The organism is Leptospiraceae bacterium (assembly GCA_024233835.1).
GTDB lineage: Bacteria > Spirochaetota > Leptospiria > Leptospirales > Leptospiraceae > JACKPC01.
This window is the reverse complement of sequence record JACKPC010000005.1, coordinates 1-23,750: the sequence shown is the minus strand read 5'-3', so window position 1 is coordinate 23,750 and position 23,750 is coordinate 1. Positions and strand designations below refer to the sequence as shown.

19 protein-coding genes are annotated in these 23,750 nt (G+C 37.4%); 7 read left to right on the top strand and 12 right to left on the bottom strand.

Annotated elements, in window-relative coordinates; translation table 11 throughout:
• The 4 genes from H7A25_20365 to H7A25_20350 all read right to left on the bottom strand — a co-directional run bounded on the left by H7A25_20365 (nucleotide 1) and on the right by H7A25_20350 (nucleotide 5,229).
• The gene (locus tag H7A25_20365; protein ID MCP5502261.1) at nucleotides 1-2,523 is read right to left on the bottom strand and encodes a discoidin domain-containing protein; all 2,523 of its coding nucleotides are present in this window, start codon (nucleotides 2,521-2,523) and stop codon (nucleotides 1-3) included.
• A 104-nt stretch (nucleotides 2,524-2,627) separates the two neighbouring features.
• Entirely contained in the window at nucleotides 2,628-3,389 is a 762-nt protein-coding gene (locus H7A25_20360; GenBank protein MCP5502260.1) for a helix-turn-helix domain-containing protein, read from the bottom strand.
• Between the two features lie 285 nt (nucleotides 3,390-3,674).
• Nucleotides 3,675-4,493 carry a ParB/RepB/Spo0J family partition protein gene (locus H7A25_20355; GenBank protein MCP5502259.1) on the bottom strand — a complete coding sequence of 273 codons (819 nt, stop codon included), beginning with the start codon at nucleotides 4,491-4,493 and terminating at the stop codon, nucleotides 3,675-3,677.
• Nucleotides 4,477-5,229: a ParA family protein gene (locus H7A25_20350; GenBank protein MCP5502258.1), complete on the bottom strand. Its 753-nt coding sequence runs from the start codon at nucleotides 5,227-5,229 to the stop codon at nucleotides 4,477-4,479. Before H7A25_20350 ends, H7A25_20355 begins: the two co-directional genes overlap by 17 nt.
• A gap of 242 nt (nucleotides 5,230-5,471) precedes the next feature.
• Between H7A25_20350 and H7A25_20345 the strand changes: the two genes are divergently transcribed.
• Genes H7A25_20345 through H7A25_20335 form a run of 3 tightly spaced genes read left to right on the top strand, consistent with a single transcriptional unit; the run spans nucleotide 5,472 to nucleotide 8,113 of the window.
• Nucleotides 5,472-6,788: a hypothetical protein gene (locus H7A25_20345; GenBank protein MCP5502257.1), complete on the top strand. Its 1,317-nt coding sequence runs from the start codon at nucleotides 5,472-5,474 to the stop codon at nucleotides 6,786-6,788.
• Nucleotides 6,785-7,795: a hypothetical protein gene (locus H7A25_20340; GenBank protein ID MCP5502256.1), complete on the top strand. Its 1,011-nt coding sequence runs from the start codon at nucleotides 6,785-6,787 to the stop codon at nucleotides 7,793-7,795. Before H7A25_20345 ends, H7A25_20340 begins: the two co-directional genes overlap by 4 nt.
• A 12-nt stretch (nucleotides 7,796-7,807) precedes the next feature.
• The gene (locus tag H7A25_20335; protein ID MCP5502255.1) at nucleotides 7,808-8,113 is read left to right on the top strand and encodes a hypothetical protein; all 306 of its coding nucleotides are present in this window, start codon (nucleotides 7,808-7,810) and stop codon (nucleotides 8,111-8,113) included.
• A gap of 73 nt (nucleotides 8,114-8,186) precedes the next feature.
• On the opposite strand, the gene H7A25_20330 is transcribed toward H7A25_20335, so the two are convergent.
• The gene (locus H7A25_20330; protein MCP5502254.1) at nucleotides 8,187-8,828 is read right to left on the bottom strand and encodes a 3'-5' exonuclease; all 642 of its coding nucleotides are present in this window, start codon (nucleotides 8,826-8,828) and stop codon (nucleotides 8,187-8,189) included.
• A 527-nt stretch (nucleotides 8,829-9,355) separates the two neighbouring features.
• On the opposite strand from H7A25_20330, the gene H7A25_20325 reads away from it, so the two are divergent.
• The gene (locus tag H7A25_20325) at nucleotides 9,356-9,571 is read left to right on the top strand and encodes a hypothetical protein (protein MCP5502253.1); all 216 of its coding nucleotides are present in this window, start codon (nucleotides 9,356-9,358) and stop codon (nucleotides 9,569-9,571) included.
• 31 nt (nucleotides 9,572-9,602) lie between these two features.
• Here H7A25_20325 and H7A25_20320 read toward each other — a convergent pair whose 3' ends face one another.
• Nucleotides 9,603-11,078, bottom strand: a complete 1,476-nt coding sequence (locus H7A25_20320) for a serine/threonine-protein phosphatase (GenBank protein ID MCP5502252.1) — start codon at nucleotides 11,076-11,078, stop codon at nucleotides 9,603-9,605.
• A 266-nt stretch (nucleotides 11,079-11,344) separates the two neighbouring features.
• Here H7A25_20320 and H7A25_20315 point away from each other — a divergent pair, with 266 nt between their 5' ends.
• From H7A25_20315 to H7A25_20305, 3 genes are all read left to right on the top strand, one after another.
• Nucleotides 11,345-12,700, top strand: a complete 1,356-nt coding sequence (locus H7A25_20315; protein ID MCP5502251.1) for an MBOAT family protein — start codon at nucleotides 11,345-11,347, stop codon at nucleotides 12,698-12,700.
• Nucleotides 12,697-14,232 (top strand): hypothetical protein, encoded by a 1,536-nt coding sequence (locus H7A25_20310; protein ID MCP5502250.1) that lies wholly within the window; start codon nucleotides 12,697-12,699, stop codon nucleotides 14,230-14,232. The genes H7A25_20315 and H7A25_20310 overlap by 4 nt, the downstream gene beginning before the upstream one ends.
• Before the next feature lie 79 nt (nucleotides 14,233-14,311).
• On the top strand, nucleotides 14,312-15,325 hold the full coding sequence (locus H7A25_20305) for a GGDEF domain-containing protein (protein MCP5502249.1): 1,014 nt from the start codon (nucleotides 14,312-14,314) through the stop codon (nucleotides 15,323-15,325).
• Here the strand turns inward: H7A25_20305 and H7A25_20300 are convergent.
• The 6 genes from H7A25_20300 to H7A25_20275 form a co-directional block, all read right to left on the bottom strand.
• A complete protein-coding gene (locus tag H7A25_20300) occupies nucleotides 15,306-17,051 on the bottom strand; it encodes a M61 family metallopeptidase (protein ID MCP5502248.1) in 1,746 nt (581 codons plus the stop codon). The genes H7A25_20305 and H7A25_20300 overlap by 20 nt on opposite strands.
• Nucleotides 17,052-17,088: 37 nt before the next feature.
• The gene (locus tag H7A25_20295) at nucleotides 17,089-17,292 is read right to left on the bottom strand and encodes a cold-shock protein (protein MCP5502247.1); all 204 of its coding nucleotides are present in this window, start codon (nucleotides 17,290-17,292) and stop codon (nucleotides 17,089-17,091) included.
• 238 nt (nucleotides 17,293-17,530) lie between these two features.
• Nucleotides 17,531-18,079 (bottom strand): hypothetical protein, encoded by a 549-nt coding sequence (locus H7A25_20290; protein ID MCP5502246.1) that lies wholly within the window; start codon nucleotides 18,077-18,079, stop codon nucleotides 17,531-17,533.
• Nucleotides 18,080-18,092: 13 nt separating this feature from the next.
• Nucleotides 18,093-20,447, bottom strand: a complete 2,355-nt coding sequence (locus tag H7A25_20285) for a S8 family serine peptidase (GenBank protein MCP5502245.1) — start codon at nucleotides 20,445-20,447, stop codon at nucleotides 18,093-18,095.
• 90 nt (nucleotides 20,448-20,537) lie between these two features.
• The gene (locus tag H7A25_20280) at nucleotides 20,538-22,559 is read right to left on the bottom strand and encodes a hypothetical protein (GenBank protein ID MCP5502244.1); all 2,022 of its coding nucleotides are present in this window, start codon (nucleotides 22,557-22,559) and stop codon (nucleotides 20,538-20,540) included.
• 29 nt (nucleotides 22,560-22,588) lie between these two features.
• The gene (locus tag H7A25_20275; GenBank protein ID MCP5502243.1) at nucleotides 22,589-23,395 is read right to left on the bottom strand and encodes a hypothetical protein; all 807 of its coding nucleotides are present in this window, start codon (nucleotides 23,393-23,395) and stop codon (nucleotides 22,589-22,591) included.
• Nucleotides 23,396-23,750: the final 355 nt, after the last annotated feature.

The window sequence follows — 23,750 nt, the reverse complement described above, 5'->3', positions numbered from 1 at the left end:
TTACACCCCGCTTAGAACTATCAGGATCTTCCCCCTGTCTTTTTTACATTCCGTTAAAGCTTTTCCAATGACCATTCCGGGTTTAAGTTTATTTACATCTGCCTTTATGGCATGTCCCCCGGTCAGTCCTGAAACAAGAAGGTCTCCCGGCTGAATTGCACCATAAGTTGCATCCACATTTACGGTTACTACACCGTAAAGTGCAATCAGGATAAAACTATCATCTTCTTTTTTACCAAATTCCAAAGAACCTTTTTCAACGGATACACCAATGATACCGGTTGAATAAGCATGTTTCGACCGAACAACTCTACCTTCTTTTTCTGAGATAACTAGTAAATCTCCGTAAGTAATCACATCGTTCTGTTGAACTTTGAAGTATCGGGCAATACAATCATTTTCTGAAGATTGAATCACTCGAAAAGACCCGTAATGCTCAGACTCGCCCCTGGCGAGAATAGCTTTTCCGGAACCTTCCAGCTCTCTTTCTTTCGAACCTTCTCCATCCGCAAGAATAGCAAAATTTCTTGCAGATGCAAATACACCACCAAATCCCTTTCGAGAATAGGCTTCGATACCACCGGTGATTTTTTCACTCAATCCGGAAGAATATGCCATAAGCCCGGTCTCTTCTCCATAGGCCATAACACCCGCATCTATCCCCAAACCTACAAGACCGGCTCCATCTTTAGCTTCATTTTTTGCATAAATAACTCCATAATTCTTGGGAGGAGCAATTACTGCTTTAAAAGGAGAAGAGGATTTGTCTGTTATCCGAATTAAGCCAATATGAGAACTAAATTCATGCTGGAGAGGTGCATACTCATGGGTATGGGGAAGTGCTTTTCTTGCATCAGAAAGTCTTGGATCATTTGCCTGAACAGCTTTCAAAGGAACATTCAGGCCAGACCTGGCAAACGATAAAATACCGGGTTCCTCTTCGGAAGCATATTTTAGTCTTTTATCATTTCCCTGTATAACCTTACCGGGCTTATCTTCACCGGATTGGGCTAACTCTACAATACCCGGTGTTTCGGTACCTGCCATCTTCAAGCGTTTATCATTCCCCTGCACAGCACTCAAAGCTGACTCTTCTCCATTTTTAGCAAACCTTAATATGCCTTCTGTTTCCGTGGTGGCTTTTTTTAAACGGGGATCATTTCCTTGCACAACCTTTTCCGGAAGTTCCTCACCAGCCTCTGCAAGAATTGCGAGGCCAAAGGATTTCGTAGTGGCTTTTCTCAAACGACTATCATTTCCCTGAACTACCACACCCGGTCGAGTTTCTCCATCTTCTGCAAGTTCAACTATACCAGGATAAGTCATAGTAGCATTCTTAAGCCTATCATCATTGCTCTGTACTACAAGAGTTTCTCTTGCTTCACCATTTCTGGCCAGACGGCAGAGACCGTATGTTGTTTCTGTAGCGTTCCTTAATCGCTTATCATTTCCCTGTACAACCACACCCGCCCTGTCTTCGCCATCTACAGCTAATTCTACAATTCCTTTGAACTCACTGGACGCATCCCTGAGACGTCTATCATTTCCCTGAACTGCTACTCCTGCACGGTTTTCTCCATCAACCGCCAGACGTACAAGTCCGGATCGAATAATACTGGAGTAGGGGGGAGTTTCAGCTATATTTTTCTTACGGGAAAGATCAAGCACATCCGGAGAAGCATAGAGTTCAATTTCTACAATTTGAGAATAAAATTTCTTATCCGGATTTGGAGTCTCATTTACACAAACTATTTTTAAAAACCTCATATTCGTTGGTAAAAACCGCCACTTATACCAGGTGTTGCGTTCGGAAAGAAAATTAAGCTCCTCGAATAATTGGAACCAGGATAAATCATCTTCACTGTAGTAAAAAAACAACTTATTAGGAAAATGCACATCCGCATGGTCTCTCGTCAGAAGACGTAATTCTTCTACTCGATTTACCGAACCAAGATCAAATTGTAAAGACTCTTCCTCCGGATTCTCTTTTTCTTTAGAAGACCAGCCGTAATCCGGTCTGGAATCGATTAAATTTTCTTTTACCCAGTATCTATCGTTCTCCGAACTGGCATCAATTTTTATAATTCCTGAAATACCTATATGCAAATTAGAGAAGCTTACTTTGTAAGAATCATCTCGCATTAATTGCTTTATTTTAATCAACAATTTGACTTTTTTTGCCCTTATGAGTGCAAAATTAGAAATAAACTCGTTACTATTTCTCGAAGAATAGGAGTGTTCCTGAATAATAGATTCCCAGCAATTACCATCCTGTGATATTTCAAACCTAAAGACATCAGGCATATATATCACTTCCCCCGGTTTGGCCTGGAAGGAAATCGTATTAAAGTACACCTCATTTTCAAAATGAAAGATGATAGAAGTGTTCCCGGGTTCTTTCTGAATTTCTTCGTATGAGATAAGTTCACCCTTGTGAAGTTCTACTTTTCCCGAACAATCAAGGCTTGCAAGCCTGTGCCACTCAGGATGACTGATTCGAATAGTTGGTTTTTGTTCTAACATACTTATTTTATCCGATTTTTCGGTATTCTCCTAATTCTACAAACTTGTGCTGTAGAGCAAAAACTTTTTCATAGATTTAATGAAAAAGTTCAGAGGCGGAAAAACTAAATCCTGGCTCCTTCATCTCTTTTTTGATTATATATAATCATCTTATTGGGCAATTTCTCTTTAAAATACTTATTAATGATCTGCTTCTGTATCTCGCTCAGATCTCCGTGAAGCATTACAATATCTCCATCTTCTTCAAAAGAGAGGTTATATAAAGAAATCATAGACCTTTCCGCAATCTTCGATTTTGCCCAGCTTAAAAATTCGTCCCAAAAGGTACCAAAGTTTTCGGAATCACGAATTCTGCTATCTTGAAAATCTCTGCTATATTGAACTTCGTGTTTAAATTTTTTTCTGCTCTCTCTCGCACCGGTATTATTTATATTCTTGTTTTCTATAGTTATATTTATATGGTTTGGGGGTATTGCCATATCCCTGTATGTAGGAGTTTCCTGTCCTCCAGGGAGGTGATTTCCGGCATCCCTGGGGCGTGCGTTTTTATACCCCAGGGGGGTAATTTTAGAGCCCTCATAATTAAAACAAAAGAAATACTTAGTGTTGGTTCTGCCCGTACCCGGAGAGATTTGTAACAAGCCAAACTTGACGAGTTCTTTCTTTGCTTCGTTAATAGACTTTTTGGTCTTAAAACCGGTTAATTTTAGTAATGTATCTGTTCCTGGCCAGACGTGTTTGAATGTATAGTCACTAAATTTAAGCAGTACGGGATAAAGTGTTCGTGCCGCCGGGGATAGCTTCGCCCAGATTCCCGAATCTATAATATCTACCATCAGCCTTATGTAGGGCTGGTTTTCATTCATCTAAAACTCCGAAAAATTTATACATTATCTAATAAAATTTTAATCAAAAAAAGTCGAAGTTTGTTGACGTAATTAGACAATAATAGTATTATGTCTCATCCAACAACATTCCTTCGGAAAGATCCGGCCCCCCGGTTACCCCTGGGGGATTTTTTTATATTTATACCGAAAAATTCTTGTACTAAACAAAAGTTTAATTATGTCACATTATACTCTGGAAATTTTTTTGTCAATAAGTTCTGAAAAACGTGTACTGTATTTTTGTTAATCTATACGTATGATAAGTTATTTTTTTTGATTGGGAAACTCTTTTTCTAAAATTCTTTGTAGAGCTTCATAGATATTCAATAATTTTTCAGGGTCTTTTACCTTAAGGTTGAGTCCATCTCCTGTTCTTTTTAAAACATAAGACTTCTCTTCTTTTTCATGTACTGAATTTTCTGTCGAAAGGGGTTTTTTCTTGTTAAATTCCTTAGCCTGTTTTACTGTATTCAGGCTTCCTTTTTTTATCATTTCGAGAAAGGTATGTAAATTATTGTTTTTAGCAGCTTTCACTGCTTGAATTAGCAAATTTTTAGTTTCTATGCCGGCTTCTTTACAGGAATTTAACTCTTCTTTGTTGAGACCGGAAATGCTCAGGAGTTCACTCATGTAGCTTCGGCTCTTTCCAAAAAGGTTTCCGAGGCTTTCATCAGTATATTTATGATGACTTTTTAGGATATGTAGGGCTTCAATTTCCTCGTAGGGTGATAAGTTTTCACGCTGTAAGTTTTCTATGACTGCAAGCCTGTAGACTTCTTTTGCATTTCTGTTTAGAATTTTACACTCAATGTCTCTCCAGCCCAGGGATTTAGCAGCATGATACCGTCTTTCTCCGGCTATGATTATGTAATTGCCCCCCTCACGGGTTACTACAATCGGTTGTAATAAGCCTTCTGCTTCAAGACTTTTAGCCAGCTCTTCAACACCTTTTAATCTTTCCAGTCGGGGCTGGATTTCAGCCGGTTTGATTTCCGATATATTTATTTTCCGGATTGTACCTTCTAATGTTTCGGTCTGGAAGATATCTGCCAGACCTCCAAGTCTTTTACTTTTTGAGCTCATTTAAAAATTCCTCCGTAAATGCCTCGTATTCCTTTGCCTGGCGACTTTTACTGTTGTAATTAAACACAGATTGTCTTGCCAGGTGGCTTTCTCCTATAGAAACTCCTTCTGAGATGGTAGAATTAAAAACCCGGAAGTATTTATTCAGAATTGGAGAAATAGTTTTTGTCAGGACCGTGTGGGCTTTTAGCTGGGTGATTAAGGCACCTAAAATTTCGAGTTTTGGGTTTATTCTCTTCTTTATGCTCCCTATAGTTTGTTGAAGTCCGACGATTCCATCTACAGAAAATTTTTCTGCCTGTAGAGGAATTATCACATAGTTAGAAGCTACCAGCGCATTAATTGTAAAAATGGATAAACTCGGGGGACAATCTATAATACAAAAATCAAATGAATTTAGGCCTTCAAGGGAGTCCTTTAAAATATAGGGAGCTTCTACTGAATTCGCGCTAATCGTTTCCATTTCTGCTAATTGAAGGATTGCAGGAGCTATAGAAAGGTTTTTGTGATAAGAAGGGAGGAGGATTTCTTTTATTTTTAACCTGTGTTTGAATACATCATAAACCGAATGGTTTATCTCCTGTCCGTTAAGATAAATGCTACTTGCGTTTGACTGAGGATCTATATCCAGAAGTATAGTTTTTTTTCCTCTTCTGGCAAGTCCATCAGCGAGGTTAATGGAAGTAGTGGTTTTTCCTTCTCCGCCTTTTTGGTTGGTAATCGATACTATAATCATAGAAAATCCCGTATTGAGAGAGGTGTTTTTTTGTTTAGTTCACTCCTGAATTATACGTTACATATATAGGAAGAGTGTCCTCAAGCTTTCAATTATTGGACAATTAAGATGATAGATAGTTTCCGTAAAGCTGTTTTTTTATTGATCCTTAGAACTTTATAGCTCGATGTCGGATGTCCGACATACGAGAAATTATTTGACATCTATCGAAAGCCTGAGATTTTAAAAAAATGGGGTCGGGCTTGTATAACCTGTTATTCAGTGAAAATATAGAACAGTTGAATATTGAAGAGGAAATTCGTGAGGCCTTTCCTTTAATTGCTCGATTAAGTGGTTCTAATTGTGGAGTGCTGATCCTTAAATCAAAAACTTCTGATTCTTTTATGGAGTATGCATCTTTTGGATACGGAGAGGAAGGATTTTTTTATAATTTTATGGCCAGGGGGAAAGGGGTTTTTGAAAAAGTTTCAGAAACAAATTTGCCTTCTGTTTTCCTTGCCAGAGACTATGAAATGTATCGGGATTATACTGATTATGCAGTAGTCAGTCGTATTGCTTCCGGGAAAGAAATCCTTGGTTTTTTATTAGTAGAATTTACAGGGGAATATAATGAGCTATTTCCGGTCTTTTTTGGTCTGGTTGCCAATCGAATTGCCAGCCTCTGGAAAACCGGTTTCGGAAATAAACCGGAAACCTATTATTTTGAAAATCAAGGAAATACTATATTTGAGATCCTTCTTGAGAGTTCTTTAGAATTTCAAAAGCAGTATGAGAAAAAAAAAGATAGGAATCTTCTTCTTATTAATGGGCATAGTGGAACCGGAAAAAAGAGTTTTGCGAGATTTTTGCATCGCAATAAAGGTTCGCAGGGAGACATTATTTTTTTAAATACAATTCCTGAACAACTGGTAAAGTTAGAGAAGTCTTTGCTCGATTGGTGTTCTATGGTGGGGCAGGGGCTTTTAGTTTTTGAAAATGTTGGCAATTTTCAGCTCGGACAACAAAGACTTTTTTTTGAGTTTTTACAGGAGAAAGAACTTGATTGTAGTTTATATTTTTTAAATACTCTATCTGAACCTGTCGAAGTGTATGGTCCTTTTTGGAGAATTTTAGGAGAAAATACTTTGACTATACCGGGCTTAAGTTCTGTGGATAAGGATCTTTTAAGGCGTATTATTTTACAAATGTTTAATGAAATTTGTGTTTCTAGGGGAAGGGGAAATTTGAATATATCAAATTCTGCTCTGGATTTTCTTTGTGAACATTATTATTCTGAGAACTTGAAAGAGTTGCGAAATATTCTGGAATATTCTATATTGAAAGTAAAAGGGGATAGTCTTCTGAAGGACGACCTGATCCCGGGACAGGACAAGGGTTCTATGCCGATTGGAACCCAGGATGCTGAAGATTTGAATTTAAGGCGTTGTGTGGATGCTCTGGAAAGGCAGAAAATATTACTGGCAAATAAACTTTTTGCTGGAAACCAGGTTCGAATGGCCAAAGCTCTTGGAATTTCCAGAGGTTCTTTGCAATATAAAATGAAACAGATGGAGTTATGAGAATGGAAGAAGAGGAACAGTTATACGAGGAAAGAAAAACTCCGAAAGGCTATCTTGTAAAAGTTCGTTTAAATAAGTTAACCTATGTGGTATTTACTCCAAGGGGACCGGAAGTACCTAAGGGAGCAAAAAATAACTCCATTATTGTTCCGGTACCCAGGGTTGTTTTTCTGGGAGATGATTTTAGCCTTTCTCATTTTCGTCTGGGAGAACTTAGTTTTGTGAATGTGAAAAATAGTAAGCTTGTAATTCCTTATCAACATGGCGGTACGAGGGATATTAAATATATTTATCTTAATTCCGGAAGTGAAAGTGATGTTTTACCTGTTATTATTTATCATTTTAACACAGTGAAAGAAATTATCAAATCCAGCGAAGAAGGAAACCTGTTTCATCATATAGTTTCAGATGAGGGCCTGCATCGAAATGATATGGTAACCTTGAAAATTCGCTATCCTTCTATCAATATTTTGATCCTGAAGAAAAAAATTGTCACCGTGCAGGAAACAAAACCTAAGCTACAGGCCATCGAGGATAAAGATGATTCGGCTGTAGTAGATGCGGATAAAGCCAGGGCAGCCGAAATGGCTACTGTTAATTCTAATCTAAACTTGCATTCTGAAAACCCGGTTTTTTTGGCGAGAATTCATCTTCGTGATATGGAGCTGGATAAGGTAAAACAATTGCTCTTTGATTTTGATTTAAAATCAGAAGACATTGCATTTATTCGCACCTTTTTATCTGTAATGTTAAAAAATGTGAATAATAAAGAAGAATTGGAAAGCAACAAGGATAGGGTAAGAACACTTGATGAAATTTTTCGCTTGGCTATATTAATTATTGATAGGAATGAAGACCAGTTTGAAAACGAACTTGAGAACGGTTTTTCAAGAGAAGTGGCGTACATGGTATATACCCTGTTGGAAAAATACCAGGAACAGGCTGTAAATATCGAAGAAGAAATTATGCTCTGGGAATGGAAATACCGGGCAAGGCGTTTAATGTAGGGAGGAGGGGATTTGGAAAAAGTAGTATTTCCTAAATTTATTGAAGTAATGAAACGTTTGAGCGTGGAAGTGAATGATCATGAGATCTGCAAACGCCTCGAAGCTTTAATGCATATTGGAAAAGAGGATTTGAATCTGGATTCTGTGAAAAATCTTTTAAAAAACCCATTAGAGTTTGATCCAAGAGAGATTCCGGAACCTTATACGATGTATGTAAAACATTTTATTTATATGGTGAAGCGTAACGAAAAAGGTGAGGGAAAAAAATATATCTATGATCCTACTTTACTGGGAGATAAGGGAAGTTCCCGTGGGTGAATGAAGCAAGCGAGCCACCGGTGGCTCGCCCGAGATTGAATAAAAATTCCCTGCTTTTTTAAAGGGATGTTGTTTATTTAAAACGATAGTCCTGGCTTAATTTTTTGTTTTCAGGATGAACTATGATGTTTAAAGCGTCTGATTTCCAGGAATCGAGTTTATTAAGGCAATGAACAAAGACTTCTTTGCATGCAAAACAATCATCAAGAGCTTCATGATAAGAATCTGAAAGATTGCTGCGGGAAAGTCGATGCGAAATTTGAAAGTGCTCCCTGAGAGCACTTAAGCGGTGTCTTTCCAGGTTTGGAAAGACTTTTCGAGAGAGGTGCAGACTACAAAAAACCGGACTTAAAGGAATATTCAGGTTTTTACGTTTACTTTCATAATCCAGAAAGGACATATCAAAGTCTGAGTTATGAAATACAAATTTTGAACCTGAACAAAATTCCCAGAGTGTTTTCAATGCTAAGTCTAAAGGAACTCCTTTTTCTTTTAGCATTTCTGCTGTTATTCCATTGATTTTTTGGGCCTCTAAATTTAAGTTTTTTTCCGGAAGGGTAAGTGTATTATAACTGCCTAGTTCGGAGTTTTTATTAAATTTTAAAGCGGCTATTTCAAGAATTTCGGATTCTCCCGGGTTCAGACCTGTAGTTTCCAGATCGATTGCACAAAATGTGCAATTTTCCAGTGCTTCTTGAAAAAATAGATGAGTCATTTCAACAAGCCTGTAGATAGATAAAATTCATTCAAACACATTAATCGGAATCAAGAAAAAAGGATTTTTTGTTATTTCCTCCTGTGCTAAGCACAGGAAAAAACAGTTAAAAAAGTTAGAAAATAGACCCTATAAATAACTATTTTTCGGCGAATACCCTGTTATGTGACGTAAAAATTTAGCATTTCCTTATGTTGCAGGGCAGGGGAGGTGTTTTTTTACTTCCTGATTTCTCTTTTTTAATTTTTAAATCGTCGCCTCCCACCTGTTAGTTTCAAGAAATTCTATATGTCGGGTAGAATTCATACCCGTACGTTATGCGATATATTGAATAAATTACCTTTTCTGCTGTTTACTCACCCGAAAAAGAGTTTTGCAGGCGTGCATTACGGATAAAAGGGGTTTTTTCTGACAATCTGTCATGCACATCAATCTTAGATTCTCATGACATTATGTCACTTTATGAATTTCTCGATTTCTGAAAATTGCTTGATAAATGCGGGTGTATCTTATACGCTTTAAGAATTATGGCTGAAGTATTAAAGGTAAAGGTCAGGTGTCATGCCTGTTCAAACCAGATAGAGGGAACCGCACGTTATGGAAAGGGTCATTATGTTCCTTCAGGAGTCGATTTTGAATTTGTTGCTATTGGAAAAGTCGAAACTTCCAAAGGTAGGACCGTAAAAGCAGAAATATACTGCACCTGTCCGCACTGCGGGGTAAGGTGTAAATTCAATGTTTAAGTCTTTTTATTCTGATTAAAATTAAGCATACCTATAAAAGATCTGTAATGATAAGGCAGCGATCATCCTGGTTGACGCTTTGATCCTGAAAGATGAGGAGTTTCTTCTTGATAGATTCAAGTGTATCGTTTCCGGATAATTGCCAGGATTCTTTTGAGTAGCGGATTAAGCCCCTTTCTCCTAACATTTTATACTCAGAATTAAAGGTTTCGGTGATTCCATCTGTAAAAAGAACGAGTCTTTGTTTGGGTTCATAATGAATCTCAACTTCCTCATAAGGAGTTTTTTCAAAAACACCGAGCACCCTACCCGTTTGCTTTAAGAATTTCATTTTTAGAGGCTTCCCTTTTTCTATTCCATGGATAAAACCTTTCGGATGGCCGGCATTGCTGTAGCGAATTTTTCTTTTTTTCAGGTTTATATAGATATAAATGGAGGTAATAAAAGAATCTCCGGTTTTTCCGTAGAGATCCTCATTCATACTTTTTAGAAGTTTTCCGGGTCTTTCGTAATATCTTTTAAATTTTTCAAAACTTAACCTGAGGGTATTTAAATAGATAGCGGCAGAAATTCCATGGCCGGCAATATCAGCTAGAAAAATCCCGTATTCATTCTCTTTTAACTTTAACAATCTGTAAAAGTCCCCTCCTATATCAATCAGGGGGGAAAACCAGAGATGAAACTCTATCTGTTCTGTGTTGGAGGGTATTTCTTTTTGAATTTGCTTATTGATGTGTTTTTCGGCTGTTTTTAACTCAGCTCCGAGGGACTCATGGAATCTTAATAAATCAGAACTAATGAGAACCTGGGTAGATTCGGATTCTTTCATTTTCAGGGCGTATTCGGAATGTAAAACCCTGATGAAGTTCTCCGAATACTTATTTACAAGTCGGTTCATATATAAAAATTTTAGTCTATCTACGGAAGAGAATTTTTTTGCCAGGGCTATTGTAATTTCATTCGTTAACTCGGTTTCGGCAAAATATATTTCTTCAAAATCCAATTCAAAATCTTTGGAATTGAGAAAAGCTCGAATAAAACTATGTATATTCGAATACTCGGAAGGGGCATTACTGGCAAAGGAATACATCCGATTTTTATACAAAACCATGTAGTTGAGTATTTTTTTCGTTCTGAGATTGCCACGATTGTAAAGCTTTGTAAGCCATCTGCGACTAATAGATGTATGGATTCGGTTGGAATTATTTCTTAAATAGCTTTGAAAGCTCATTTCCTGCAGGAGTTGGGTGATTTCCGGTTCTATTTCCTGCAAAGAGGGGAATCCTTCACAGACAATGGTTTCATCGCTGAGCACTTTCTGTAATAGATTGGTTATATCAGATTCCAGGAACTGAAAGAGCTCATAGCGTATAAAATATTTATCCATCCTGTTTCGATGGTTTATGGCAGTGCTTTCCTGAGAACGGGTAAAGCCCTCCAATCTTCCAATAAAAGACTCCATTTCAAATTGTAAATCGGCTTCATAGGATTCCGGGATTTTTCCCATGAGTTCACTTACTTTCTGAAGGAACTTATCAATCTCACTTTTTTCTATGTGTTTCCCCTTTTTCTATTGACTTTATATGTCCTGATTAATATTAATCAGCTTACACTTCGTGGTTTCGAATGAATTTTACCACTCCACTTTTTGTATTTTTTTTCTTTCTGGTTTTTACAATAAGATGGCTTTTGCCCTTTGGCAATTCCTTTTTTAAAAAGTATAGTTTTCTTCTTATTCTTATCTTTTTGATAATATCCAGCTATATTTTTTATATGAGTTGGAATCCTCGCTTTGCATTTTTAATTCTTTTTACCAGTTTTTCTGATTTTTATCTGGCTCGTAAAATTTATAGCTCGGTTGGGAAACGAGCAAGCTTTTTCCTGGGAATGTCTATACTGATTGATCTGGGTATACTTTCTTATTTCAAGTATTGTAATTTTTTTCTTTCGAGCCTAAAAAGCTTGTTGTATAGCCTTGGATTAAGTGCCGAAATTCCGTTACTGGAAATAACCCTGCCGGCCGGAATTTCTTTCTATACATTTCAATCTTTGAGTTATACGATTGATGTTTATAGGGGACTGATTCGACCTGAAAAAAATATATTGCGTTATGTGCTGTTTTTGTCCTTCTTTCCCCAACTTGTGGCCGGACCTATTGTTACTGCCAAGGAATTTTTACCTCAAATAAAAAAACTTGGCTTTCAGAAATTTAGGTCTATACCCCTAAAAGAAGCAATTTTCTATATATTTTCCGGTTTTATTAAAAAATCAATTATTGCTGACCAAATTTCTTTTATACCGGAACTGGTTTATAAGCAGCCCGGTGTTTTTGGGTTTAAATCTCTGTTAATCTGCCTGCTTGCTTATTCAATCCAGATATACGGTGATTTTAGTGGTTATACGGATATTGCCCGTGGGCTGGCACTTCTTTTAGGATTTAAGCTACCTGAGAATTTTAACATGCCTTATTTCTCCTCAAGTTTTAGGGAGTTCTGGAATCGCTGGCATATCTCTCTTTCGTCCTGGTTAAAGACTTATCTGTATGTTTCACTGGGGGGAAATCGGGTCGGTGCATTATTTACCTACCGAAACCTGTTTATTACGATGCTACTCGGGGGTATCTGGCATGGAGCAAATTGGACTTTTGTAGTCTGGGGAGCTTTTCACGGTCTCTTTCTGGCTATAGAACGTTTTATAATTTTTAATACAGAAAAAAGGAAGAATGTGGAGATGGTTGAAATTCGGGAACTGTCACTATGGCAGGAAGTTAAACGAAATATTACTTTGAAAATTATAAGTGTTCTTAAAGTGCTTTTTACTTTTTTCCTGGTTAGTGTTCTCTGGGTATTCTTTAGAGCTGAAAACTTTACTATTGCAGCCGAGTTTTTAGGCGGTATTTTTAGCTTCCGGAGAGGATTAGAATTGAGTTATTCTATGGAAAAGAAGTTTTACCTTATTTTCAGTTTTGTCTTCATTTCTCATATTATAGGTACTTTTTATAAAGAAGTTCTGGAGCGTATTCTTATTGAACCGCTCAAATTTCGGCACCTATTTTTTCTGGCAATTCTAACAATAGTTGTTGTACTTCTCAGCGATAGGGCGAAACCCTTTATTTATTTTGTGTTTTGAAAAATTTACTTAAAATTATATTCTTTTTTTTTGTAATATATGCTATTGATAATATAATTTTTGATTATGTTATCTGGCGCTTACCGAATGAATCTCCCTGGAATACCAATCACTTTTTTAATTTTATTTATGAATATAAACGCATAAAGAGAGTTAGAGAACAAAAACCTCTTATTCTTTTGGTAGGAAGTAGTATTGCTCATTTTTCTCTGGATAGAAAATTGCTGGAGGACTATATCTTTCGTAAAACCGGAAGGCAATATCGTATTGAATTTCTTTCCTATGCCGGTATGGTACCCATTGATAGTTACTTACTATTTTCGGAAATAAATGCCTTAAATCCGGAACTTATCCTGTATCCAATAAACTTTATTGATTATAAGTTACATAGAGCTTATCTTGTTGCACCCGGCTTGAATAATGAAACAGCTCCTTTTCCTTTGATGATACAGGATGCTCTTCGTTATGTGGAAGCTCCGCAGTCTAAATTTGCATTTCCCCTTAAAACTCTAACAGAATTTTATTCTATATTGGGAATGGAGGAAAATGCCCAATATCTGGCTTCAGGCTTATTTTCTTTTTATCGCTATCGTGAAATTTTCGCGAAAAATTTAATTCATCTTTATAATCATAGGTTTGGTAAAAATACAAGCTATCATGGGTATATGGGGGTTCAAATACCGGAACGGGTAGATTCTTTAGGATGGACAGGAAAAGTCTTTTCATTCTTACCAAAATCTTATATGTTTCGTGATGGCTTTTATATACAGGTAGTCCCGGAAATTCTTAAAAATGGAGCCTTGGAAATTTCCTTTGAAGGAAAAGAAGGTAATGTCTATAAGCTAAGGTTCACAAAGTCCGGATGGAAAAGGGTAGTTCTCCCGACCTCTTTAAAAAACCATACTTCTTATATTCGAGCAGAACTTTCCTCTACCTGGGTTCCGTATAAAGCCAGTGGCTCTCTTTTTGATTATAGCTATGATGAAATGGGGGTTCGGCTTCAGCAAACATTTGGAACTGAAATTGCGAGACGGGGGCTTCAGTATAAAAGAGAAGAGAGAAAAGAAGATCTAAGATATAAGAATATGACAGAAAATGAATATAAGAAATATTTTACATTTCGTTTGTTGAAAGATCCGGAAAGGAGACCCGGCATTGCATACCTGTACGATATTTATACTGCCAAAAAACGGTTAAATAAGGAGAAATTTAAACCCACCATTCATTTTCATTACTTGAAAGAATTTATAAAAAAAGCAAAAGGGAATAATCGTAATATGCTTCTTATTAATAATCCGGAAAACCCCGTGAGCCTGGAATGGTATGAATCATCAGATTGGTATAAAGGACATCTACAGTTTTTAGAAAGCTTAGAGGGGGATTCTGTGAGGTTCGTAGATTTTCACAGAAAACTTCCCATGCAAGCTTTTAGCGATTTTCATCATATAACCTATCCTGCACTGATAGAAATGAATCCTTTCTATGGAGATGAAATTATTCGATCTTTGAATCTTAAACCTCTGTCAGATTGACAGAAAAAAAATCAAAAATTGCAAAAATCTATTTGAAAAAAATATACTCTTCTATATGAGTTTATGAAGAGAAAATACCATGGATCAGGAAAAGATTGAAAATATAGGTCATCTGGAAAGGCTTTTGAAAACCTACGAAAAAGCTTCAATAAAAGAAATGGATGAGCTGGTAAGTGGGGAGAAAATCATACATGCTTTTGAGAAGATTGATCTTGTAACCCGTGAGGAACTTCTTGCATTACTGATTCAACTTCAGGAACTGAGAGAAAAGGAGAATCGAGTTAAAAACCAAATTCTTTCTATTCTGGATAAATATTCTACAGAACACGAGGATTTATCTATTCAGATAGAGAGCCTGATTCAAAAAAATAGAGAAGATTATTTCTCTGAAATGTTTAAACTATTATGCTCTTTGGAATTAAGTGCGGAAAAAGCAAAAGCATACTGGGAAGAAGTGATTCAGCATTCAAAAGAACTCAGTTCAAAACTGGGAAGAGAAGTTGAAATTCGGGTTGCTCTTATGGATCATATCATCCATAAGAGTAAACTAATTAAGAATCCAAAGATTATTGAATTAAATTTATATGAAGATATTATAAAGAATAACATAACAGATGAATTAACAGGAGTTTTTAACAGGCGTTATTTTAATATTATGATTTCAAGAGAAATTAAGCGTTCTCAAAGGTATTCACGACCTTTTAGTCTGTTAATGCTGGATGTAGATGATTTTAAAAAATTCAATGATATGTATGGACATGAAACCGGAGATATCGTATTAAAATTGGTAGGAGACGCTTTGAAAAGTTGCTTTCGAAGTGAAGATGTGGTGAGTCGTGTCGGTGGGGAAGAGTTTACTGTAATTTTACCTGAGGTTGATGGAGAGTCAGCTTTAATTCCAGCAAAGCGTTTTTTAAAATATTTAACAGATCATGCAAGTAACCAAATCGGAAAAAAAGTTACTGCCAGCGGAGGTATCGCTACCTATCCAATAGATGGAATGAGTTCTGATGCCATTTATTCGGCGGCAGATAAAGCCATGTATCGATCCAAACTGAATGGAAAAAATCAAATTACCCTGTCCACTGTTTGAAGAAAGCTTCCTGTAATCGTTTACTTCCTAAAGAAAGCTCCTGAAGTAAGCAAAGATTTTTTGTCTTTTTATATTGAGTTTTGATTTTAACTTCTCTTATTTTATCGTTGCGGCTGAGTAGTAGGTAAAGTTCCTTTTGTTCTTCAGCTTCCAGAATGGGTTTTATTTTATCAAGATCTGAAGCGGAACGTAGCCTGTATCCATTAATGGCTAAAAGTTCATCTCCTGCATATAGATCAGCTTTATCAAGTTTCTTTAAAAAGGTTTTTTGAATGAGGAGTTTTTCTTTTTCATCCTGCAAAGTAAAAGAGAGATCCAGTTTCTTGTCTTCTTCTTTTATTCCTACTCCAATATATTCCAGATAATTATAGACAGGGATAGGTATCTTTTTTGTAATATAATTTTCAAATTCTCTTTGTAAATTGATTCCGGTGACAGAACGGGCGGTTTTAAAAAATTCATCTCGCGTAAAACCTCTATTATATTTTAAATAATACTCTTTATAAATAGCTTTCATGACTGTACTTAAATCAATTTGAGAGCGACTTTCTTTACGAATTCGTATATCCATGCAGAGTGAAAGTATAGCTCCTTTCACGTAATAAGAAATCCCTGTATTATGAGAGTTTGCCTGTTGCTTATAAAACTTATTCCAGGCAGTGAAGGAAGATTCGCTAAGACTCATCCAATCTTCCCCCGAATTTTCCAGCCTCTCGATATCGGAGTATATTTCTTTCAGGTAATCTTCCGGGCTTAAAAAACCACATTTCATTATAATAAAGTTATCAAAGAAACTGGTAATTCCTTCTGCTATCCAGAGATTTTCAGTTAGATTTGGAGATTGATAATCAAAAGGACCGAGCTCAATCGGACGGATCCGTTTTATATTCCAGAGGTGAAAATATTCATGAGCAAGTAGGCCGAGTAGTCGATTGTAATCCTCTTTTTTGAAAAGTTTATAAGGACTATAAGCATTAACACTACTATTAGAATGTTCTAAACCTCCATAAGCATCCGGACGTAGGTGTAATATAAATAAATACTCTTTATTGGGATTTTCTCCCATTAACTCTGTTTCATATTCACAAATTATTTTAAGATCCTGTAATACTTCCTTTTTCTTAGAATCCGGAATTTCACCTTCAATGAGTAGCTGATGTTTGCAGGCACCGGCTATAAAAGAAGATGGTTTTTTATGACTGAGTTGAAAGGGAGAATCATACAATTCATCAAAAGTATTGGCGATAAAACTGAAATTTTTCTCTTTTTTTAATCCGCTATAGACAGCCGGAAAAATTTTCTCCGTATGGAACTCGATTTTAACTTTCCTGTTTAATTCATTATGCGGATAAAAGAAAAAACCACAGGGATTGATAAAGCCATACTCCGAACTGAGATAATTAGTACGGACAGAAAACTCAAAAGCATAAACAGTATATTCAATTTGAAAAGGTTTATGATTGGAATATACGCGAAAGCTATCGAGGGAAAGGTGCTCGAGGGGAATTTCATCATTATCTATAATGGCTTTCAGTCTGTGGATATGGCTGCTATAATCTCGGAGGGTATAAGAACCGGGTGTCCAGTTGGGAAGTTGGAATATAAAAAAATCTCTTTCTTCTGTAACTTTTAAGGTAATTTCAAAAAGGTGAGAGGCCGGATTTGGACATTTTACAATGTAGTGTAAGAGGGGATTGGATTTGCTTTTTCTGGTTTTCCCGTGCATGATTCAATTTCTGAAGATGCACGGGAAAAATCAAGAATTAACCTATGGATCTGACTTTAGCAGCTGAGGGTCCCTTTTTCCCCTGAACGATTTCGAATTCTACTCTTTCTCCATCTCTTAGCTCTTTGAAGCCATCCCTTTCAATTTCAGAGTAATGTACAAAAATATCATTTCCGCTATCCATGGAAATGAAGCCATAACCTTTCGTTTTATTAAACCATTTAACAGTTCCCTGTTCCAACTTTAAACTCCTATTGAAAATGAGGAAATATTAAATTTAATCAAGCTTGAGGGCTTTGGGACGAAACTACTGAAAAAGGATGGATTTCGCTATTTCTTTGTTCTCCCGGGATTAAACTGAACATTCCCGTAATTTGTCAAAAGATTACCGGGTAGGTAAAATTTGTAAATTAAAAAATATAGAATAATTTATTTACAAAACCAAGAAAATTTACCTGCCCCTTCTATGCGAATTTTTATTATTTTGCCTGAGCTTCTTTCCAGAAGTCCGGCTGAGCTGATTCTACTTCGGGATAGGAGAACAGGCTGTTTGCGAATAATAGAGCATTTTGCTTTTTGGGAGTATTCAGGATATAAATATTACCAAATGCAAGTTTATTCTCCAGGATAAAGCCTTTTTTCGCAGCCCATTGATAGCCATCTACACCCTGTTTTAAGAAAACGATTACTTTCCCGGTAGGAACCAGTTTCATTCCATCCCCGGAATTTTGACTGGAGAAAACGGGAAGGTAAGCATCTGAGTTTTCCCTGCTCAGGTTTACTTCCTCTTTATTTAACTTTTTTATTTTTATCCTTCCGGTAGTTGAATGACTTGAACGCAGGTTAGCTGAGTTCATTCCTGAATCTACTTCCGCTATATAATCAGGAAGGTGCCAGATAATTCTGAGAGTCTTTCCATCATGATAGGTATAAGCTTCTAAATTCGATGTATCTTTTCGAATATAGCTTTTTTCTTCTGCATAGATGGTCTGAAAAAAAAGTGTGAATAGTATAATAATTCGTAGCATTGTTTGCATCCTCTTATCTTCCGTAAAATTTTAGGCTCCAGGAAGTGAAAGTTCCCGTATCTCCTGAAGCCAGGTCTTTAATTGTGAGAGTCCAATTTCCGGTTGGAGTTTCACCTAAATGGACAATAGAGCCAAATCTCCAGGTATTTGATGGAAACGTAGAGCAGTCTACCTGATTCAGGCTTGAATCAAGACAGACGTGTTTTTCTGCAAGAATGGAAATCTGTCCGGAAGGTGACGTTAAGCGAATTTCTAAATCACCTACATAGACATGATTTGAACTCAGATTTATCTCCACAAATTCTATCTTACCCATTCCAACACCGGCACCGGTACTGACAGTAATCGTATTAGATATTCCACTTGTATTATTATCCGGAATGGCGGAACCGGGACTTGCAGTGAATAGGTTGGAAATCAGAAGACCTGCTGAACCGCCGACACTGGTCCAGGTTTTAGACATCGTCACAGCGGCTGCGGCATCAACCAAACCAAAACCATATTTGTGATTGAATTTATAATTTCCTGAAATTATTTTTGTAGCACCTGTATTCCAGCCGCTATCCGAGGTATCGATTTGCTTTGCTGTTTCAGCCAGTATAAGTTTTACATCTCTCCAGCTTAAATTTGGGTTTTCTTTTAACATAAGAGCAACTACCCCGGCTACAACGGGAGCGGCTGCGGAGGTTCCATTGAATGTATTGGTATAGTTTAGATTCGAGTAATTTAAGGAAGTGGATGTAGTCGAGGTATTATAACCATTTGTTGAAGAGTTATCCAGGGTTGTAATGGCTACTTTGGAACTTCCCTGGGAAGGAGCTACTACTAAAAGATTGGCTCCGTTTTCGGAGTAGGATGCTTTTTTCCCATCATCTCCTACAGCACCCACCGGTAGAACCCCGTAGTAATTTCCCTGTCCGTCATAATTTCCATTATCAACCGTGCTTCCTCCATTACCGATAGCCCAGACATAAATAGCACCTTTACCATTTCTTTGATTACTCAAGCCTGATTGAATGGCTGTTTTCCATACAGAGTCTGCGAAGCTATCATTGAAAAGGCCTCTATCATCCGGTGCTCCCCAGCTATTATTTGAAATATCAAAGCTTCCTCTTGTCATAGCATCCCCCACATTCGTAGAGGTAGGATTTTGGAGAAGATTGTAAGCAAAAATAGAAGAACGGGGAGAAACTCCTCGTGTTCCGATTCCGTTTAAATCTCTGGCTGCTATGATGCCGCCTATAGCTGTTCCATGGTTAGCATCGGAAGCACTCGGGTCGGTGCCGGAAGTAAGATAATTGTAACTGTCACCGGAGACCACGTTATCTTTTAAATCTTCGTGATGAATGTCCATACCGCTGTCTACAACTACAAGCCTTACGCCTTCCCCCTTGTTTCCATTACTCCAGACAGGACTTATATTGGCATCTATTCCCGAAGTTCCATTTAATTGACCGTAATTAAGTATATGCCATTGGTATTGGAATAGGGGATCAAATGCGGTGGTTGATGTTTCTGAACCTTTGGGAGTAAATGTGTAGATAGTTCCTTTTGCCGGAAAGTCAGCGTGTCTGTAGTTGACTACCCCTGTATTTGTAGAGCCGGTTTTTCCTTCTATAAAATCTCCTGCTTTGCCGGTGATTCCTAAAGTTCCTGTGCCACCGGAGATGCCGGCTGAACTTGTGGGAGTCGGAGAGCTAGTTCCATAGATAAACTCTATTTTTCCTGTTTTTTCGTAGAGCCGTATTTGGAAGTTATACCTTGAAGTTCCGCTTGTCGTATAGTAATATCTCACTTCTTTCCATTGTAGAACAAAGACCCTATCATCTCCGGAACCTATAGTCGTATACTGAATCGAGCCCGATGAATCATCTTTTAGATCATAAAGCCAGGCCGCAAGGATATTTACTTTGCTGCTATAGATGGAATTTAAACTGGTGGGAGAGTTATAGGAAGAAGAGGTATTTAGTGCTACATTTCCATCCGGATGAATTTTGATTTTTATAATATCGCTATCATCATAACGAAAGGTAAAGGGAAGATCTATAATCTCTGTACTTAAATCTGAATCTATGAGAATTTCAGTACCGGAAATTTCCGTATATGTTGTAGTTCCGATAGACCAGGAATATTCGCTTACTTTTCCCGTAATCAAAGAATTTACACTGCTACCAGTCCCCGTTCCTGTAGATGTTCCTGTTCCTGTAGATGTTCCTGTTCCGGTAGATGTTCCTGTTCCGGTACCTGTATTTCCAACAGTTGAAGAATTGGAAACTGCAAGGCCTAAAAGCAGGCCTGAGTCATCTTTTTTCTTTTCAGCACAGGAGAGGAAGAATCCTATTATAACCATTACAACTAAACTTTTCACATAATTACCCTTCTATTAAATTTCGCTGGAAATACAAAAAATTGCCGAATTAGCCATTGCGAAAGCAGTGGCTAATTGTCTATTGGTAAATCAGTCTTGTTCGTAAGCTCCCATAGACCAACCCGCAGCACCCGTATTTGTAGGAGAACCTCCGGTAGTGGTAGTTCTGGTTGTTCCGGAAAAGTCTGTTGTAAAAGTGGAAGATAAATCCAATCCACCCTGACGAACATTTACCCCTGTTCCTGACTGTAGCTTTAAGTTGTTATCGCTTATTGTACTTATATCATTATCAGAACCATCCAGATCAACAAAAGTTGGATCTAAATTAACATTGCCTTTGTAGTTTGTTGAATCTACAGCTTCCATGGTTGTGATATCGGTTTTGTTGGTGCTTGCCTCATCATAAAGAAAAGCGGTAGAGCATCCATAGAAGTTATTGTTTTTAATAACACTCGGATCAGCTGTAGTGGCAAGTTCTCCAATACAATATTTGTTGGTGCCGGTAGAAACATACAGGATATTGTTCTGTATATCTGGAGTAGAAGAGCCAGAGGCAACAATAGCAGTTGCATAGGTTTGAGCTGTTCTTGTTCCAGCAATAATCGTATTATTGTAAATTTTGGCAGTTACAACACTGGCAGAAGCGGGATTCACTCCCTGGGCATCGTTTCCATTTCCTCCGTAAATCAAATTATTCGCAATGAGAGTGCTTCCGGTAGAAGTAGTAGCAATCCCTTTCGATAGGTTGGTAGAAGAGTTTCCATTTCCATGAATGGTATTACCCGTAATAGTTGTAGTAGAATTGGAGTTAGTCATAGCAAGAGATAAGGCTTGAGTATCATACCCCTGTCCACCTGCACTGATGGTACTCCCTGTTACACTTAAGGTGTTAGATGTATAAGTTGATGACCAGAAAATACCCGAAGACACTCCTCCATTACTCGTCCCGGCATTTCCTGCCTGGATAGTACTTCCTGAAATACTTAAGGAGAGAGAGACATTTAAATACAAATAAATTCCATAAGAATCAGATGTGGTTCCTGTAGTATTTCCTCCTTTAATGGTTGTATTCGAAAAAGTCATATTCCAATAATCATACTTAGTATAAAATCCATAAGATGTACTGCTTGCAGGACCTGCATCTATAGATCCACCGGTGATAATAAATTTTGGAGTAGCTGTTGAGGATCCGGACGTAGTAATCTTAATACCATAGGCGCTGGTAGGAGTTGAAGTTCCGGAGTTGGCAATGGTATTATTTGTCAGGGTAATGGTACCGGATGGAGAAGATCCCTCAAAATCTATCCCGTATGCAGAATCACCACTCCCTCCGTTGATGGAATTTCCATCAATAGTAAGATTTGTATTTGAACTAAATCCCTCAACATAAATACCATGAGAACTGGAATTTGAGGCATTTTGTCTACCGGTTATTGTATTATTGCTAATTGTAGGGCTACATCCCGAGCAGTTGATTTTTATACCGACTTGTCCTTTTATTTTATTATTACTTATAGTAGGAGAGCCAGAGGAAACAGATATACCAGAAACGAAATAAAACGTATCTGAAGAATTAATATTAAATCCATCGATAGTCGAGGTAGAAGCACTATTATTAATATAAATAGCAGAAGATGAGCCTGTATATTCAATAGTTGTTACATTTGCAGTAGTGTCTCTGGAGCTAAAATCAGAAGAATAACCACCATACAGAGAAGCTGTTCCCGGACTTATAATTGAAGTAGTATTATAGGTTCCTCCTGCAACATTGACCCTTGTTACGCCGGACTTTGCTAAAGCAGCAGAAATAGTTAAGAGAGGAGCGGCTGCCGTACCGGCTGCTGAATCACTGCCTGAAGTGCTTACGTAATAGGTAGTAGTTGTCGTAGTTCCAGTTCCCGTAGATGTTCCAGTACCGGTTGCTGTACCTGTTCCGGTGCCCGTTCCAGTCCCGGTTCCTGAACCAACTCCCGTGCTTCCCGTTCTGGGGGTGGGTGCTAAGGCAAGACCTAAAAGCAGGCCTGAGTCATCCTCTTTCTTTTTTGCACAGGAAAAGAGGAAGCTGAGAATTACTATACCGATAAGTATCATGTTTTTTTGACGTATTTGCATTTTCCAAATCCTTAGTGATATGATTGATTTTATAAACTATATGGTAAGACACTATAAAAATATGTCAAATTAAAAATCATAAAAATGAACAAAAGAATTATTTTTTTATGGAAAGTATATGGCTCAGTGGGTGACTCGTTTGTGATTATTGAAAAACTTCCGATTTTCTGGATAGGATGTTGGATATAAGTATTTTGCCTGAAAACTATCTGTATAGAATCATGATAGGGTGATGGAGCTAAACCCAGATATTGGGAGTCACTTCGCTTATCATCTATCATAGAGAATAGATATACATGACAAGTTTCTTTTTTCCAGTCTTCCGGCAAAATACATTCGGCCTTTCCGGAAGCCGTTTGGGCTTCTGCATAAATTACTTTATGTTGAGCCTGGTTAAATATACAGATAATTGTTTTTTGCCCTGTAGCTACATCTTCCTCCACTTCCCAGGAAAGATGAATGGTTCTTCCTTTGCTATTAACCCGAACAAGAGAAAGTTTTTCCAGACTTCCCTCGCTTAAGCGAAGAGAACTACAATCAAGATATTCAAGAGTTTCTTCCTGTTTTAATGTCTGCAAATTCAGGCTAATAAACCTGCCTTTTCTTTTACTTCCATCTTTATAAGAAAAACCTAAATGAATGATATCTTTAAAAGCTTTTACTGTTTTTTGAAAACGACCGAACTTTGTTTCATTCCTTGTTTGGGCTGAAGTAGTAGGGGCTTTTCTTCGCATAATCTTTCGTCTAACATAAGTTTTACCGTTTCGCCGGTAAAACGTTACCATATCGATACTACCCCTTAAAGATGAAAAAATTGTATTTTCAAATAAAGCCATGTTTTCTCCTTTCTTAAACCGGAGGGTTAATCCTCCGGCTTGGAAAAGCAAAACTGATTCAAACCAAAAGAGCAAGCGATAAATCTATAACAGGAAACCAAAATATAAGAAAAATCGCAAAAAGTAGGGAAAATATCCACTTTTCTCTTCCCCAAGCCGGGCTTCGGGACTTCGATACGCTTCGCTTGCGGCTCCTGAGCGAATGAAATGAGTCGAAGGACAGTAAGCGGGTGAGGAAAAGTCGAAGATAAAAGCTTATAAAGTCGAAGATAGGAGCTTTTTATGAATTTAGACCGGTACTTCAGGGTCGGGGATAGGCCGGGTTGTTGGGCATATATTTTCTCTTGACAGGTGT

What these genes read in the sequence shown, in the direction of transcription:
- H7A25_20280 (MCP5502244.1), bottom strand. Translation starts at nt 22,559, where the DNA reads ATGCAAATACGTCAAAAAAACATGATACTTATCGGTATAGTAATTCTC.
- H7A25_20350 (MCP5502258.1), bottom strand. Translation starts at nt 5,229, where the DNA reads ATGATTATAGTATCGATTACCAACCAAAAAGGCGGAGAAGGAAAAACC.
- H7A25_20355 (MCP5502259.1), bottom strand. Translation starts at nt 4,493, where the DNA reads ATGAGCTCAAAAAGTAAAAGACTTGGAGGTCTGGCAGATATCTTCCAG.
- H7A25_20360 (MCP5502260.1), bottom strand. Translation starts at nt 3,389, where the DNA reads ATGAATGAAAACCAGCCCTACATAAGGCTGATGGTAGATATTATAGAT.
- H7A25_20290 (MCP5502246.1), bottom strand. Translation starts at nt 18,079, where the DNA reads ATGCTACGAATTATTATACTATTCACACTTTTTTTTCAGACCATCTAT.
- H7A25_20340 (MCP5502256.1), top strand. Translation starts at nt 6,785, where the DNA reads ATGAGAATGGAAGAAGAGGAACAGTTATACGAGGAAAGAAAAACTCCG.
- H7A25_20300 (MCP5502248.1), bottom strand. Translation starts at nt 17,051, where the DNA reads ATGCACGGGAAAACCAGAAAAAGCAAATCCAATCCCCTCTTACACTAC.
- H7A25_20330 (MCP5502254.1), bottom strand. Translation starts at nt 8,828, where the DNA reads ATGACTCATCTATTTTTTCAAGAAGCACTGGAAAATTGCACATTTTGT.
- H7A25_20325 (MCP5502253.1), top strand. Translation starts at nt 9,356, where the DNA reads ATGGCTGAAGTATTAAAGGTAAAGGTCAGGTGTCATGCCTGTTCAAAC.
- H7A25_20320 (MCP5502252.1), bottom strand. Translation starts at nt 11,078, where the DNA reads ATGGGAAAAATCCCGGAATCCTATGAAGCCGATTTACAATTTGAAATG.
- H7A25_20315 (MCP5502251.1), top strand. Translation starts at nt 11,345, where the DNA reads ATGAGTTGGAATCCTCGCTTTGCATTTTTAATTCTTTTTACCAGTTTT.
- H7A25_20275 (MCP5502243.1), bottom strand. Translation starts at nt 23,395, where the DNA reads ATGGCTTTATTTGAAAATACAATTTTTTCATCTTTAAGGGGTAGTATC.
- H7A25_20365 (MCP5502261.1), bottom strand. Translation starts at nt 2,523, where the DNA reads ATGTTAGAACAAAAACCAACTATTCGAATCAGTCATCCTGAGTGGCAC.
- H7A25_20305 (MCP5502249.1), top strand. Translation starts at nt 14,312, where the DNA reads ATGGATCAGGAAAAGATTGAAAATATAGGTCATCTGGAAAGGCTTTTG.